The 14972-nt window shown below is 72.9% G+C and carries 11 protein-coding genes; 8 read left to right on the top strand and 3 right to left on the bottom strand.

Going from position 1 to position 14972, the window contains the following annotated elements; genetic code table 11:
* The first annotated feature begins 298 nt into the window (after positions 1–298).
* The gene (gene mfd, locus AC07FV_RS30895; protein ID WP_479090812.1) at positions 299–3832 is read left to right on the top strand and encodes a transcription-repair coupling factor; all 3534 of its coding nucleotides are present in this window, start codon (positions 299–301) and stop codon (positions 3830–3832) included.
* 140 nt (positions 3833–3972) lie between these two features.
* Here mfd and AC07FV_RS30900 read toward each other — a convergent pair whose 3' ends face one another.
* On the bottom strand, positions 3973–4167 hold the full coding sequence (locus tag AC07FV_RS30900) for an antitoxin (protein WP_479090814.1): 195 nt from the start codon (positions 4165–4167) through the stop codon (positions 3973–3975).
* A 144-nt stretch (positions 4168–4311) separates the two neighbouring features.
* Here AC07FV_RS30900 and AC07FV_RS30905 point away from each other — a divergent pair, with 144 nt between their 5' ends.
* Together AC07FV_RS30905 and AC07FV_RS30910 are read left to right on the top strand one after the other, a co-directional pair.
* Complete coding sequence (locus tag AC07FV_RS30905) at positions 4312–5082, top strand: HNH endonuclease family protein (protein ID WP_479090815.1); 771 nt, start codon at positions 4312–4314, stop codon at positions 5080–5082.
* 120 nt (positions 5083–5202) lie between these two features.
* Complete coding sequence (locus AC07FV_RS30910) at positions 5203–5946, top strand: GNAT family N-acetyltransferase (protein ID WP_479090817.1); 744 nt, start codon at positions 5203–5205, stop codon at positions 5944–5946.
* Between the two features lie 167 nt (positions 5947–6113).
* On the opposite strand, the gene AC07FV_RS30915 is transcribed toward AC07FV_RS30910, so the two are convergent.
* Positions 6114–6632 (bottom strand): hypothetical protein, encoded by a 519-nt coding sequence (locus AC07FV_RS30915; RefSeq protein ID WP_479090818.1) that lies wholly within the window; start codon positions 6630–6632, stop codon positions 6114–6116.
* A 188-nt stretch (positions 6633–6820) separates the two neighbouring features.
* On the opposite strand from AC07FV_RS30915, the gene AC07FV_RS30920 reads away from it, so the two are divergent.
* From AC07FV_RS30920 to AC07FV_RS30940, 5 genes are all read left to right on the top strand, one after another.
* On the top strand, positions 6821–9298 hold the full coding sequence (locus tag AC07FV_RS30920) for an N-6 DNA methylase (protein WP_479090819.1): 2478 nt from the start codon (positions 6821–6823) through the stop codon (positions 9296–9298).
* A gap of 207 nt (positions 9299–9505) precedes the next feature.
* A complete protein-coding gene (locus tag AC07FV_RS30925) occupies positions 9506–10135 on the top strand; it encodes a hypothetical protein (RefSeq protein ID WP_479090820.1) in 630 nt (209 codons plus the stop codon).
* Positions 10136–10173: 38 nt separating this feature from the next.
* Entirely contained in the window at positions 10174–11664 is a 1491-nt protein-coding gene (gene pkaE, locus AC07FV_RS30930; protein ID WP_383647930.1) for a serine/threonine protein kinase PkaE, read from the top strand.
* A 160-nt stretch (positions 11665–11824) separates the two neighbouring features.
* The gene (locus AC07FV_RS30935) at positions 11825–12472 is read left to right on the top strand and encodes a SurA N-terminal domain-containing protein (protein WP_383647762.1); all 648 of its coding nucleotides are present in this window, start codon (positions 11825–11827) and stop codon (positions 12470–12472) included.
* A gap of 166 nt (positions 12473–12638) precedes the next feature.
* Entirely contained in the window at positions 12639–13634 is a 996-nt protein-coding gene (locus AC07FV_RS30940) for a nucleoside triphosphate pyrophosphohydrolase (RefSeq protein WP_479090821.1), read from the top strand.
* Between the two features lie 5 nt (positions 13635–13639).
* On the opposite strand, the gene AC07FV_RS30945 is transcribed toward AC07FV_RS30940, so the two are convergent.
* Positions 13640–14878: a cytochrome P450 family protein gene (locus AC07FV_RS30945; protein ID WP_479090823.1), complete on the bottom strand. Its 1239-nt coding sequence runs from the start codon at positions 14876–14878 to the stop codon at positions 13640–13642.
* Between the last annotated feature and the right edge of the window lie 94 nt (positions 14879–14972).

The raw sequence follows: 14972 nt of genomic DNA on the forward strand, positions 1-14972 counted from the left end.
GGTGGCGGGGGTTCCCGCGGGGCGGGAGGAGCCAGGCTGCCGCGTCCCGCGGGTCCGCCCAGGTGCCCCGCACCTGGGCGGACGGCTGGATGGCGGGTCCGGCGTACATCCAGGGGTGGCGGGACTTTTCGCGGGGCGGAGATCGGGGCGCCCACGCGCACACCGCACGACGCGGCGGCGGGCGTCGTCCACAGGCCCCGGCGCCGGTCCGCCCGGCGTCGTACGCTGGAGACCCCCGGCCCTCATCCCGCCGGGTTACTCGCGTTGCACTACACCCCAGGACGGAAGCGCCCCCTCCATGAGCCTGCACGGTCTGCTCGACGCCGTCGTCAAGGACACCGCCCTCGCGGAAGCGATCTCGGCGGCCGCAGACGGCAACCGCATGCACGTCGACCTGGTCGGCCCGCCCGCCGCCCGCGCCTTCTCGGTCGCGGCGCTGGCCCGCGAGACCGGCCGCCCCGTGCTGGCGGTGACGGCGACGGGACGCGAGGCGGAGGACCTGGCGGCGGCCCTGCGCTCCCTGCTGCCGCCGGAGGGGGTCGTGGAGTACCCCTCCTGGGAGACCCTCCCGCACGAGCGCCTCAGCCCGCGCAGCGACACCGTCGGCCGCCGCCTGGCCGTCCTGCGCCGCCTCGCCCACCCCCGCGCCGACGACCCCGAGACCGGACCCGTCTCGGTCGTCGTCGCGCCCGTGCGTTCGGTGCTCCAGCCGCAGGTCAAGGGCCTCGGCGACCTGGAGCCGGTGGCGCTGCGCTCCGGACAGAGCGCCGACCTGGAGGAGGTCGTCCAGGCCCTGGCGGCAGCGGCGTACGCGCGCGTGGAGCTGGTGGAGAAGCGCGGCGAGTTCGCCGTGCGCGGCGGCATCCTCGACGTCTTCCCGCCCACCGAGGAACATCCGCTGCGGGTGGAGTTCTGGGGCGACGACGTCGAGGAGATCCGCTACTTCAAGGTCGCCGACCAGCGCTCCCTGGAGGTCGCCGAGCACGGCCTGTGGGCCCCGCCCTGCCGCGAGCTGCTGCTCACCGACGACGTGCGCGAGCGGGCCCGCGTCCTCGCCGAGGACCACCCCGAGCTGGGCGAACTGCTCGGCAAGATCGCCGAGGGCATCGCCGTCGAGGGCATGGAATCCCTGGCCCCGGTCCTCGTCGACGACATGGAACTGCTGCTCGACGTGCTGCCCAAGGGTGCGATGGCCGTGGTCTGCGACCCCGAGCGGGTGCGCACGCGGGCCGCCGACCTGGTGGCCACCAGCCAGGAGTTCCTCCAGGCCTCCTGGGCGGCCACCGCGGGCGGGGGCGAGGCGCCGATCGACGTGGACGCGGCCTCGCTGTGGTCCATCGCGGACGTCCGGGAGCGGGCCCGCGAGCTGGACATGATGTGGTGGTCCGTCTCGCCCTTCGCCGCCGACGACGCGCTGGAGGACGCCGACACCCTCAAGCTCGGCATGCACGCCCCCGAGACCTACCGCGGGGACACCGCGAAGGCACTGGCCGACACCAAGGGCTGGCTCGCCGACGGCTGGCGCGCGGTCTACCTCACCGAGGGCCACGGCCCGGCCGCGCGCACCGTCGAGGTCCTCGGCGGCGAAGGCATCCCGGCCCGCCTCGACAACGACCTCACGACCCTCGGCCCCTCCGTCGTGCACGTCTCCTGCGGCTCGGTCGACCACGGCTTCGTCGACCGGGCGCTCAAGCTCGCCGTCCTCACCGAGACCGACCTGACCGGCCAGAAGGCCGCGGGCCGCGAGGGCGCCCGGATGCCGGCCCGGCGCCGCAAGACCATCGACCCGCTCACCCTGGAGGCGGGCGACCACATCGTCCACGAGCAGCACGGCGTGGGCCGCTACATCGAGATGGTCCAGCGCACCGTGCAGGGCGCCACCCGCGAGTACCTGGTGGTGGAGTACGCCCCCGCCAAGCGCGGCCAGCCCGGCGACCGGCTGTACATCCCCACCGACCAGCTGGAGCAGATCACCAAGTACGTCGGCGGCGAGGCGCCCACCCTGCACCGCCTCGGCGGCGCGGACTGGACCAAGACCAAGGCCCGCGCGAAGAAGGCGGTCAAGGAGATCGCCGCCGACCTGATCAAGCTCTACAGCGCCCGCATGGCGGCACCGGGGCACGCCTTCGGCGCGGACACCCCCTGGCAGCGCGAGCTGGAGGACGCCTTCCCGTACGCAGAGACCCCGGACCAGCTCACCACCATCGCCGAGGTCAAGGAGGACATGGAGAAGACCGTCCCCATGGACCGCCTGATCTGCGGCGACGTCGGCTACGGCAAGACGGAGATCGCGGTCCGCGCCGCCTTCAAGGCCGTCCAGGACGGCAAGCAGGTCGCCGTCCTCGTCCCGACGACCCTGCTGGTGCAGCAGCACTTCGGCACGTTCAGCGAGCGGTACGCGCAGTTCCCGGTGAACGTGCGGGCGCTGTCCCGCTTCCAAAGCGACACCGAGGCGAAGGCGACCCTGGAGGGGCTCCGCGAGGGCTCGGTGGACCTCGTCATCGGCACCCACCGGCTCTTCTCCTCCGAGACGAAGTTCAAGGACCTGGGCCTGGTCATCGTCGACGAGGAGCAGCGCTTCGGCGTCGAGCACAAGGAGCAGCTGAAGAAGCTCCGCGCCAACGTCGACGTGCTCACCATGTCCGCCACCCCCATCCCGCGCACCCTGGAGATGGCGGTCACCGGCATCCGCGAGATGTCGACGATCACCACCCCGCCGGAGGAGCGCCACCCGGTGCTGACCTTCGTCGGCCCCTACGAGCACCGGCAGATCGGCGCCGCCATCCGCCGCGAGCTGCTGCGCGAGGGACAGGTCTTCTACATCCACAACCGCGTCGAGTCCATCGACCGCGCGGCGGCCAAGCTGCGCGAGATCGTCCCCGAGGCGCGCATCGCCACCGCCCACGGCCAGATGTCCGAGCAGGCCCTGGAACAGGTCGTCGTCGACTTCTGGGAGAAGAAGTTCGACGTCCTGGTCTCCACGACCATCGTCGAGTCCGGCATCGACATCTCCAACGCCAACACCCTCATCGTCGAACGCGGCGACAACTTCGGCCTCAGCCAGCTCCACCAGCTGCGCGGCCGGGTCGGCCGGGGCCGCGAGCGCGGCTACGCCTACTTCCTCTACCCGCCGGAGAAGCCGCTGACCGAGACCGCGCACGAGCGGCTCGCCACCATCGCCCAGCACACCGAGATGGGCGCGGGCATGTACGTGGCGATGAAGGACCTGGAGATCCGCGGCGCCGGCAACCTGCTCGGCGGTGAGCAGTCCGGCCACATCGCGGGCGTCGGCTTCGACCTGTACGTGCGCATGGTCGGCGAGGCCGTCGCCGACTACCGCGCCTCCCTGGAGGGCGGTGTGGAGGAGGAGCCGCCGCTGGAGGTCAAGATCGAGCTGCCGGTCGACGCGCACGTCCCGCACGACTACGCCCCCGGCGAGCGGCTGCGGCTCCAGGCGTACCGGTCCATCGCCTCCGCCAACAGCGAGGAGGACGTCAAGGCCGTACGCGAGGAACTCGTCGACCGCTACGGCAAGCTGCCGGAACCGGTGGAGAACCTGCTCCTGGTGGCGGGGCTGCGCATGCTCGCGCGGGCGTGCGCCGTCGGTGAGATCGTGCTCCAGGGCAACAACATCCGGTTCGCGCCGGTGGAGTTGCGCGAGTCGCAGGAGCTGAGGCTGAAGCGGCTCTACCCCGGCAGCGTCATCAAGGCGGGCGCCCACCAGGTCCTCGTACCGCGTCCGAAGACCGCGAAGGTGGGCGGCAAGCCGCTGGTCGGGCGCGAGTTGCTGGGCTGGGTGGGGGAGTTCCTGACCTCGATCCTCGGGTCGTAGTCGGTCGCGGGTCCGGCGGGTGGTGACCAGCCGCCGGTCCGGCGGGCCGTGCACCTGCCCGGGGCGCCGTCCACGCGCGAAGCCGGCCACGGGGACAGGTCCCGTGGCCGGCTTCGGTGTGTGCGCGGCGCGGAAGTGCTCTACCGCTGATCGGGGCCGCCCTGCTCGCGCCCGAAGCCGAGTTTGCCCTCGGCCTGCTGCTGCGCGGAGTCGACCTGCTTCTGGTACTTGCCACCGGTCCTCTGGTTGACCTGCTGCTCGGCGGCGTCGGACATCTTCCTGGACCTGTCCTTGTCCTTGCCGGCCATGCTCTTCATCTTGTCGAGGATGCCCATGCAGAGCTCCTTCCGGGGACGTGACTCACAGTCGACCGTACGACAGATATGTCCCGTATGCCCACTAGAGCCCAGTAAAGGCCCCTATGGTCTGGACCTCTCCGTCGCTACGGTGGTACGGCGAACGGCAAGGGGAGGGCACGCATGACGCGGCACAGCAGGATCCGTACCGGAGGGGCCGCGGTCGCGGTCCTCGCCCTGGCGCTGGTCACCGGTTGCGAGAGCTCGGTCGGTGAGGGGTCCTCGCCGCCCGGTGGCGGCGCCGAGGCACCGGCGGGGGGACGGGCCGTCAGCCCTCTGCGCAACCCGGACGGAATCAAGCCCGGCCTCGCCCCGATCACGGGCGACGCCCAGGAGGCGGCGGCCCGGGACCTCATCGACGGCCTGCGCACCAAGGGGCGCGGCCCCCGCACGGGCTACGACCGCGACGAGTTCGGGTACGCGTGGATGGACTCGGTGGAGGGCGTACCGCTGGCGAGGAACGGTTGCGACACACGGAACGACCTGCTGAAACGCGACGGCCAAGAGCTGCGCTTCCGTTCCGGCTCCGACTGCGTGGTCGTCGCCATGACGCTGGACGACCCGTACACCCGCACCACCATCGAGTGGCGCAAGCAGGACGCGAGCGAGGTCCAGATCGACCACGTCGTGCCCCTGTCCTACAGCTGGCAGATGGGCTCCTCGCGGTGGGCGGAGGGCAAGCGCGAACAACTGGCCAACGACCCGCTCAACCTCCTCCCCGTCGAGGGCCGCGCCAATTCCGCCAAGCGGGATTCCGGCCCCGCGTCCTGGCTGCCGCCGAACAAGTCGGTCCGGTGCGCGTACGCGGTGCGGTTCGCCCAGGTCGCCGTCAAGTACGAACTCGCGGTGACCGCACCGGACCGGCAGGCGATGCTGCGGCAGTGCGGCGGCTGACGCGGGGGAGTCGGGGTCGGGGGGTCGGGGGGTCGGGGGCTCGGCCGGCGCTGACCTCGGGCCGTCGGCCGCGCCGAAATCCGCTTCCGGGTCGTCGGCCGTCCTGTCTACGGTGACCGCATGGAGCTGAAGATATCGAGCCTCGCCGAACGCCCGGAGATGGTGGACCGGGTCCGCGCCATGGCCGACAGCTGGCCCGCCTTCGCCGTGGAGGACCTGTCGGGCAACGCCCACTACCCGCGCATCGCCGCCGAACTGCCGGAGTACGTGCAGTTCGCCGAGGACGAGCACGGCGAGGTCGTCGCCCACGGCCACAGCGTGCCGTTCGCCCTGCACCGCGAAGGGCGCGGCACCCTGCCCGCCCGGGGGTGGGGCGAGGTGCTCGTCTGGGCCTTCGGCGACCTGCGCCGGGGCGAGCCCACCGACACTGTCAGCGCCATCTCCGTCGTCGTCGCCCCGCACGCGCAGGGACGCGGTCTCTCCGGCCGGATGCTCGCCGCCATGCGGGACAACGCCCGCGCCCGCGGCTTCCGCGAGGTCGTCGCCCCTGTCCGCCCCAGCGCCAAGCACCTCGAACCGCACGCCCCCATCGAGGAGTACGCCCGCCGCCTGCGTCCGGACGGTCTGCCCCACGACCCGTGGCTGCGCGTCCACGCCCGGGCCGGCGCCACCCTCGACTCCGTGGCCCCGGCCTCCATGACCGTCTCCGGTTCGCTGGAACAGTGGCGGAGCTGGACAGGGCTGCCCTTCGACACCGCCGGGGACGTCGAGGTCCCCGGCGCCCTGGTGCCGGTGCGCTGTGAACCGGAGCGCGGGTACGCGGTGTACGTTGAGCCGAACGTGTGGATGCGGCACCCGTTGTGACCTGACGAGGCATGCCCCCCGGGCCCCCGCCCCCCTCCTCCCGGCCCCCCGGCCCCCCTCGGGCCCGTGCGGCGGTCGCGGCCCGGCGACCCGCGCCGTGTGCGGTGGTCTTCTGGGCTCGCGGCCGCCGGGAGGGCGGCCGGAACCCGGTGGCCGGACGCCGACGGTCAGAAGTTGCCGTTGCCGAGCAGCTCGCCGTCGGCGTCGTAGACGGTGACGAGGCCGTTCTCGCTCTGCTTCCAGTCCGCGAACGCGGAGGCGATGAGGTTGGCCGGGCCCGTTCCCTCGCCCATGATGCCGCCGGTGAAGTCGGTGTAGACGTCGGCCGAGTCGAGGACGTCGTTCTGCTCCTCGGCACCCTGCACCTTGGTGACGTGGGACACGGCGTCCTTCTCCGCGGCGGTCCCGTTCTTCCCCACGAACGCCTTGAACTGCTCGGCCTGGGACGCCTTCTCGACGGCCTTGTCCTCGGCGGGCTTCGCGTCGGCCTTGCCGTCCGCCTTCGCGTCGCCGTCCGTCTTCGCGTCACCGTCCGTCTTCGCGCCGCCGGGATTCTCGTCGGCGCCGACGGAGGTCCGGGCGTCGCCCTTGTCGTCGCCGCCTCCGTCACCGGCGTTCGCCGACACCGCGCCGATGACGACGAGCCCCACCACGGCGCCCAGCGCGACCTTGGTCTTCATACCCATGACTGTGTCCCCTCCCGATGCGGCAACCGCCCTCTCCCGGAGGCTGCTCGTTCGCGAGGTCAATAAGAACAAACTCTGTGAACCGAGTCAACAGCGTTCACGGCAGTGCACGCGTTCACGCCGTGAACCACCCGCACGCCGTCACGTCGGTATGCTCGGCGTCACAAGCGACGAGGGGAGTCGGGCGGGTGCAGGACAACGCGACGGAAGTGACCGCGGCCGGGATCGCGAGGCTCGCAGGCGTCGGCCGAGCTGCCGTGAGCAACTGGCGCCGTCGGCACGCCGACTTCCCTCGGCCGGTGGGGGGAACCGAGACCAGCCCCTCCTTCGCCCTCGCCGCGGTGGAGGGCTGGCTGCGCGAGCACGGCAAACTCGCCGAGGTCCCGCTCCGGGAGCGGGTCTGGCAGCAGCTCGCCGGGCATCCGGCGGGCCCGGTCACCGCACTGACGCACGTAGGTTGCGTCCTGCTGCTCATCCACGACCGCCCGCCGCTCTGGCTGAACGCGAGCGCCGGCTCCGACGCACGGCTCGCGGCGATGCTGCCCGAGGCGCTGGAGCAGGTGCTGACCCCGCGTTTCGGGCCGGCGCGCCGGGGCCGCGGCGGCCGCTGGGGTGGAGAGGGCGCACGCCCCGCCGCGGGAGCGTCCGCCGCCGGAGCGTCCGCCGCGGGAGCGTCCGCCGCCGAAGCGTCCGCCGCCGGAGCGTCCGCAGGTGTGAACGCGCCTTCGGGGGGTGGAGCGTACGCCGCGGTTCACACGCGGTCCGCGTCCGTCGCCGGTCACACGCAGCCCGCGTCCGCCGCTGTTCACGCGCAGTCTGAAGCTGCCACCGTTCACACGCAGCCCGCCGTGACGCCGTCGACCACTGTGAACAGCTCACCGCCGGTTCACGACTCACCGCCGCTTCACGACTCACCGACCGTCCACAGCCGGGTGGCGAAGCCCCGCACCCCGTCCGTCTCCACCCCGTCCGCCCCCATCCCGCCCGCCCCCGCCTCGGCGACCCCCGCTCTCGACACCCTCACGGGCCCCGCCCTCCTCCCCTCCGCCCCCCTCCTCCGAGGCGCCGCGGAACTGGCCTCCGAGCTCGGAGCCCGGCAGACCTTCGAGTTCCTGCTCGGCCGGCACCTCGACGCCAACCCCCGCCAGTACACGCTCACCCCCGCCGACCTCGCCGGCCTGATGGCGGACCTCGCCGGCCCCGCCCGTACCGTCCTCGACCCCGCCTGCGGCACCGGTGCCCTCCTGCGCGCCGCCGCACCGGACGGCCCGGCCTCCCGGCCAGAACAGGCCGACCAGCGACTGCACGCCCAGGACGCCGCCCCGGACCTCGCCGCGCTCACCGGGCTCCGGCTCGCCCTGCACACCCGGGCCGGCATCCGCGCCGCCGCCGGCGACACCCTGCGCGCCGACGCCTTCCCCGAGCTGCGCGCCGACGCCGTCCTGTGCCACCCGCCGTTCAACGAGCGCAACTGGGGACACGACGAACTCGCCTACGACCCACGCTGGGAGTACGGCTTCCCGGCCCGCACCGAGTCCGAGCTGGCCTGGGTGCAGCACGCCCTCGCCCGCCTGCGGGACGGCGGTACCGCCGTCCTCCTCATGCCGCCCGCCGCCGCCTCCCGCCGCTCCGGCCGCCGCGTCCGCGCCGACCTGCTGCGCCGGGGCGCGCTGCGGGCCGTGGTCGCGCTGCCGGTCGGCGCGGCGCCGCCGTACAACATCGCGCTCCACCTGTGGGTGCTGCGCCGGCCCGACAAGGCACCCGCGCAGCCTGAGGTGCTGCTCGCCGACGTGGGGCAGTTCGCCGGCGAGGGACGGGGCGGCCCCGACTGGCGGGCCGTGCGGGACGCCGTACTGGACGCCTGGCGGGACTTCGACGGCGCCGGGCGCCTCGACGAACGGCCCGGCCTGGCCCGTTCGCTGCCCGTCATCGCCCTCCTCGACGACGACGTCGACCTCTCACCCGCCCGCCACCTGCCGCCCCCCACGGCCACCGACGGCGCCGGACGCCTCACGGACGTACGCGAACGCCTCGGCGAGACCCTGCGCCTGACCGCCGACCTCACCCCCGCCCCCGCCCCCGCCCACGACCCCGCACAGCCCGCACCCCGCTGGCCGCTCACCACCGTCGGCGAACTCGTCCGCGGTGGCGCCCTGGTGGTGCGCACCGGCACCCACGGCGGCCACGCGCGCGTGCCCGTGCTCACCGACCACGACGTCCTCTCCGGCACCGGCCCCTCCGGCACCCTCCCGGAGAGCGACGAGGAACCCGTGCTCACCGAACCCGGCGACGTCGTCGTCCCGGTCCTCGGCGGCGGCTCCGTCGCGCGCGTGGTCGACGACGCCACCGCCGGCGCCGCCCTGGGGCGCAACCTGGTCCTCCTGCGCCCCGACCCGGCCGCGCTCGACCCCTGGTTCCTCGCCGGCTTCCTGCGCGGCACCGCCAACAACCGCCAGGCCAGCAGCTACGCCTCCACCGCCACCCGCCTCGACGTACGCCGCCTCCAGCTGCCCCGGCTCCCGCTCGACGCCCAGCACCGCTACGGCGCCCGCTTTAGGGCCCTCGACGAGTTCGACCGGGCCCTCAAACGCGCGGGCCGCCTCGGCGACCAGCTCGTACGGGGCATGTACGACGGGCTCACGGACGGCTCCGTGACCCCGGACTGACGACCCGTCCGGCGGCCTTGTCCACGCCCCAGGGACGGCCCGCCCGACGGCCCGCCCGACGGCCCGTCCAGCCGCCCGGGCACGGGAAGTGACCAGCACGACAACGGTTCGGTACAACCCGGGACCGCTTGTCCGTGTCGGCCTATACGCTCGACCCCACACGGGACCTTCCGGTGTGTCCGCCTCATCAGGTCTTCAGGAGAAGTCATGCACGGCCAGGGCTTTGTGCCGCCACCGCCGCCGCGCCGCCCCCACACCGCGGTGCTGGTCCTGCTGCGCGTCTTCTTCGTGGCGCTCCCCCTGCTGAGCCTCGGGTTCCTCGCCTGGATATCGACCCTCTACGCGGCGATCGTCTCCCGCAGACCGCGCGACTGGTGGGCATTCGGCACGTCGGCCGTCATCCTGGTGATCAGCTTCAGCCTGCTCGCCACGGACGACACGGACGACTTCAGCACGCCCAAGGGCACCACGGGCATGGTCATCCTGCTGCTCAACGCCTGCGCGTGCGCCGGCTACTTCCTCTACGCGGACATCCGGCACCACCAGGCGCCCCTCCACACCGGCTACCCGCCCCCCGGGCCCCCGGCCACCGGATACGGACACCCGCAGCCCGCGTACCCCTACACCCCCGTACCCCCGCAGGCGGCCCCGCAGCAGCCTCCGCCCCCGTACCGGACCCCGCAGCCGCAGACACCCACCCCGCCCCCCACGCCCCCGCGCACCCCCCAGCCCGCCCGCATCGACCAGGTCCGCGCCGAACTCGACGAGCTGAGCGACTACCTCCGCAAGCACGACGGCAGCGGCAGCGGCAACGGCGGCCAGGAGAACGCCAGGTGACCGTGGCGGCGGGACGCGTCGTCGCCGACCGGTACGAACTGTCCACGCTCATCGGACAGGGCGGCATGGGCCAGGTCTGGACGGCCTACGACCGACGGCTCGACCGGCGCGTCGCCGTGAAGCTGCTGCGCCCCGACAAGGTGGCCGGCCAGGAGGCCGAGGAACTGCGCCGCCGGTTCGTGCGCGAATGCCGGGTGACCGCGCAGGTCGACCACCCCGGCCTCGTCACCGTGCACGACGCCGGCAGCGAGGGCGAGGAGCTGTTCCTCGTCATGCAGTACGTCGACGGCGCCGACCTCTCCGACCACCTCGCCGAACACGACCCCTACCCCTGGCAGTGGGCGGTCGCCGTGGCCGCGCAGCTGTGCGCCGTACTGAGCGCGGTGCACGCCGTGCCGATCGTCCACCGCGACCTCAAGCCCCGCAACGTGATGGTGAAGCAGGACGGCACCGTCACCGTCCTCGACCTCGGCGTCGCCTCCGTCATGGACGCCGACACCACCCGCCTCACCCACACCGGCACCCCCATAGGCTCGCCCGCCTACATGGCGCCCGAGCAGGCGATGGGCGGCGCCGTCGGCCCCTACACCGACCTCTACGCACTCGGCGTGCTCCTGCACGAACTGCTCAGCGGAGACGTCCCGTTCGCGGGCTCCACCGCCCTCGGCGTCCTCCACCGGCACCTGTACGAGCCCCCGCTGCCCGTACGCCGCCTCCGCCCCGAGGTCCCCGAGGCGCTCGAAGCCCTGGTCCTGCGCCTGCTCGCCAAGGACCCCCAGCACCGGCCCGCCTCCGCCCAGGAGGTCTACGAGCACCTGGCACTGCTGCTGCCCGCGCGCGGCATGCCCACCGGCGGTCCCCTCGACCCCACCCGCCCCTTCGTGCGCCCGCACGCCCCCTGGCCGGACCGGGCCCGCACCCCCGCGCCGCAGCCGACACCCGTCCCGCCCGTCGCCGAGGCCGAGAAGCCGGACGTCGCCCGGGCCGTCGACGACGTCAAACGCCTCCTCGGCGAGGGCCGCATCACCCAGGCCGTCGACATCCTCGGCGCGATCCTGCCCGTCGCCGCAGCACAGCACGGCGAGCGCTCCCCGGTCGTGCGCACCCTGCGCAAGCAGTACGCGGCCACCCTCCTGGACGACGGCCAGTACCGGCGCGCCCTGCCCGAGCTGCGCCGCCTCGCCGACGAACGCGCCGCCGAGGCCGGCCAGGCCGACCCCCAGTCCCTGCGCCACCGCTACGACGCCGCCCAGTGCCTGGAGCAGCTCGGCGAACCGGCCGCCGCCCTCGCCGAATACCGTGCCCTGCTGCCGTACTACGAGAACCAGTACGTCGCCGGCGACCCCGACCTCGCCCACGACGTCCGCCGCCGCATCGGCCACCTGCTGCTCGCCCTCGGCGACCGCGCCGCCGCCCACGAGACACTGGTGCGGCTGCTGCACGACGTGGAGCGCCTGCACGGCCCCGGCCATCCGGTGGCGGCCGAGGTCCGGCGCACCCTCCAGTGGCTCGGCCAGGTACGCGGCTGACGACCGCGCCCCCGCTCGACGGACCCCTCGGGCGGCGCGGCGGTGCCCGAAGTCCCGGTGAATCGTTGGTCGAATGGGTTGGCCAGAGCCGGGCCACTGCCTACCATCGATCATCGCAAGACTTTGTGCACCGTCGCACAATCTCCAACGGGAGGCTTCCTTGCACCGCCGCCGTCGCACCGCGCTCCTGCTCACCGCCGCGATCGCCGCCGCGGCGCCCCTGCTCACCGCCTGCGGCAACGACGCGCATCCGGGAGCGGCGGCCGTCGTGGGCGACCAGCGGATCACCGTCGCCCAGCTGGAGAACCGCGTCGACGAGGTGCGCGAGGCGCAGCGGGCCGCGGTCCCGGACGACACCCAGTACCAGCAGGTCGTCGCCCGCACCGGCACCCTCACCCGCGACACCCTGCACAGCATGGTCCTGGACCGGGTCCTGCACCGCGCCGCCCAGGACGCGGGGGTGACCGTCAGCCGCGGTGAGGTGCAGAAGATGCGCGGCGGACTGGAGGAGCAGGCCGGCGGCGCCAAGGAGCTGGAGACGGTCTGGCTTCAGCAGTACGGTGTCGCCCCCGAGCGCCTCGACGAGAACCTCCGTCTCCAGCTGGAGGCCCAGAAGCTCGCCGAGAGCCTCGGCACCGACACCAGCCGCCCCGAGTTCTGGCAGGCCCTGTCCAAGGCCTCGGCCAAGCTCGACGTCGACCTCAATCCGCGCTACGGCGACTGGGACGTCCAGAAGAGCAGCCGCGTCGACGCGAAGACGCCCTGGCTGCGGGAGATCACGGCACAGCGCACCCAACAGACGGCGTAACGGTCCTGCCCGGAGCCGGCCTGCCCCCGACGGACAGGCCCGGTCGACCAACCGGCGGAAAACCGGTGCGGGCACCCCGTGCTCGCATCCCTGTGGACATGCCCCTGTGGACAGCCCCTGTGGACAACTCAGGGCGCTGTCCGCCGCGTGCGTTACGTTTCTGATCGTGAACGCAATCAGCCCCGACGCCGCTCCCGGCACCGCCCCCGACCCCGGCCGCATCGTCCTGCTCACCACGAGCCACCGCGTGGCCCCCGGCCTGCTGTCCTGGCCCGCCTGGCAGGCCCTGCGCACCGCCGACCGCGTGCTGTGCGCCGACGCGGCGCACCCCCAGCTGCCGTACCTGCGCGAGGCGGGCATACGGGTCGACGAGGGGGCCCCGACCGCCGAGGAACTGGTCGCGGCCTGCGCCGGCGGCCGGACCGTGGTGGTCGTGGCGACCGGCGAGGGCGACCCCGCGCTCACCGACGGACTGGCCCGCCTCGCCGGCTCCGGCCGCCTCACCATGCCCGACCTGGAGCTGCTCCCCGCCTCCTACGACCTCCCGGGCGCCCGCCTCCTCGACCTCGTGCAGGTCATGGACCGCATCCGCGTCGAATGCCCCTGGTCGTCCCGGCGGACCCACGAGGGCCTGGCCAAGTACGCCATCGAGGAGGCGTACGAGCTGGTCGAGGCCATCGAGGACGGCGACCGCGACGAACTCCGCGAGGAGCTGGGCGACGTACTCCTCCAGGTCGTCTTCCACGCCCGCATCGCCGAGGAGGACCCCGACGCCCCGTTCTCCGTGGACGACGTGGCCGGCACCATCGTCGGCAAACTGATCCACCGCCACCCGCACGTCTTCGGCGACGAGACGGCGACCACCCCCGAGGAGGTCAGGGAGCACTGGCTGCGCACCAAGGCCACCGAGAAGCAGCGCACCTCGGTCACCGAGGGCGTCCCGCTCGGCCAGCCCGGCCTCGCCCTCGCCGCCAAGCTCGCCTCCCGGGTCCGCACGGCGGGCCTCGCCGTCCCCCTTCCCACCGGCGAAGGCGTCGGCTACGAACTCCTCGCCCTCGCCGCCCGCGCCGAGTCCGAGGGCACCGACCCGGAGGCGGCCCTCAGAGCGGCGGCCCGCACCTACCGGGACGCGATCAGGGAGGTCGAGGCCGCCGGGGGTTGAGCCGGTCAGGCAGCGGTGAACCGCACCGGGAGGTCACGCAGCCCTCGCATGATGAGCCCTCCTCGCCAGCGCAGGTCGTCAGGAGCTGCCGCCAGTTGCAGATCGGGAAGGCGTCGTAGCAAGGTCTCCAGGGCCGTGCGGCCTTCGAGCCGGGCGAGCGGCGCGCCGAGGCAGTAGTGGATGCCGTGCCCGTATCCGAGGTGCTGGTTGTCACGACGGGTCAGGTCGACGATGTCCGGTTCGCCGAAGCGCGCAGGGTCACGGTTCGCGGCAGCGAGGACAACGAGCACGGGATCACCTGGCGCGATGCGTTGACGCCCGATGGTCAGGGCTTCAGTCGCGAAGCGCCAAGTAGCCAGTTCCACGGGCCCGTCGTAGCGGAGCAGCTCCTCGATGCCGCTGTCCAGCAACGCCGTATCGCCCCGTTCGATCGATTCCTGCAGCCGAGCTCTCTCCCGAGGGTGCCGCATTAGCGTGTACACGCCATTACCGATGAGGTTGATGGTGGTCTCGAAACCTGCGAACAGAAGCACGAAGCACATCGCGGCGGCCTCGTTCTCGGTGAGGTGTTCGCCGTGGTCGGACGCCCGGATGAGGCCGGAGATCAGGTCCTCGCCGAGGTCGTCGCGCTTGCGGTGGATGAGTTCCGCGAGGTAGGCGCGGATCTTCTTGACGGAGCGCGCCACACCGCCTCGTTGCCCACCACCGTGGCGGATCATCATGCCCGCCCAGTCGCGCAGGTCGTTCTGATCCTCGCGAGGAACGCCCAGCAGGTCACAGATGGCGTAGATGGGGAGCGGAAAGGCGAAGTCGTGGATGAGTTCCGCTTCGCCCTGTGAGGCGAATCCGTCGATGAGCTCGTCCGTCAGACTCTGCACACGGGGCGCGAACTCCGCGATGCGCCGCGGCGTGAACGCCTTGGAGACGAGGCGGCGCAGGCGCGTGTGGTCCGGCGGATCGATGTTGAGCAGATGCGTCATGAGGTTGGCGCTGCGCTCACCCGGAATGCCGGTCTTGCTCTTCCTTCCGGCGTCTTCGGCGTGATGCTCGGGGTTCTTCGAAAGCCGGCCGTCGGCGAGAGCCTCGCGCGCGTCGCTGTACCGGGTCACCAGCCACGCCTCGACCCCGCTGGGCAGCTTGGTCCAGTGGACGGGGGAGTGCTGACGCAGCCAGGCATAGGCCGGGTACGGGTCACTGGCGAACTCCCAGGTGAAGAGCTCAGGGGCGGTGCTCGGAACATTCACGGCACGACCGTAGCGGGACAGGGCCGTCGTGTGCTCATGGCGACAGGAGAAGAACCGATACATCAGGACATAGGTGATCAGTGGGAGTTTTCTC

Source organism: Streptomyces sp. NPDC045956, from assembly GCF_056430705.1.

Coding starts and splice junctions, on each gene's coding strand:
- AC07FV_RS30905 (WP_479090815.1), top strand. CDS start 4,312: ATGACGCGGCACAGCAGGATCCGTACCGGAGGGGCCGCGGTCGCGGTC.
- AC07FV_RS30925 (WP_479090820.1), top strand. CDS start 9,506: ATGCACGGCCAGGGCTTTGTGCCGCCACCGCCGCCGCGCCGCCCCCAC.
- AC07FV_RS30910 (WP_479090817.1), top strand. CDS start 5,203: ATGGAGCTGAAGATATCGAGCCTCGCCGAACGCCCGGAGATGGTGGAC.
- AC07FV_RS30900 (WP_479090814.1), bottom strand. CDS start 4,167: ATGGGCATCCTCGACAAGATGAAGAGCATGGCCGGCAAGGACAAGGAC.
- AC07FV_RS30915 (WP_479090818.1), bottom strand. CDS start 6,632: ATGGGTATGAAGACCAAGGTCGCGCTGGGCGCCGTGGTGGGGCTCGTC.
- mfd (WP_479090812.1), top strand. CDS start 299: ATGAGCCTGCACGGTCTGCTCGACGCCGTCGTCAAGGACACCGCCCTC.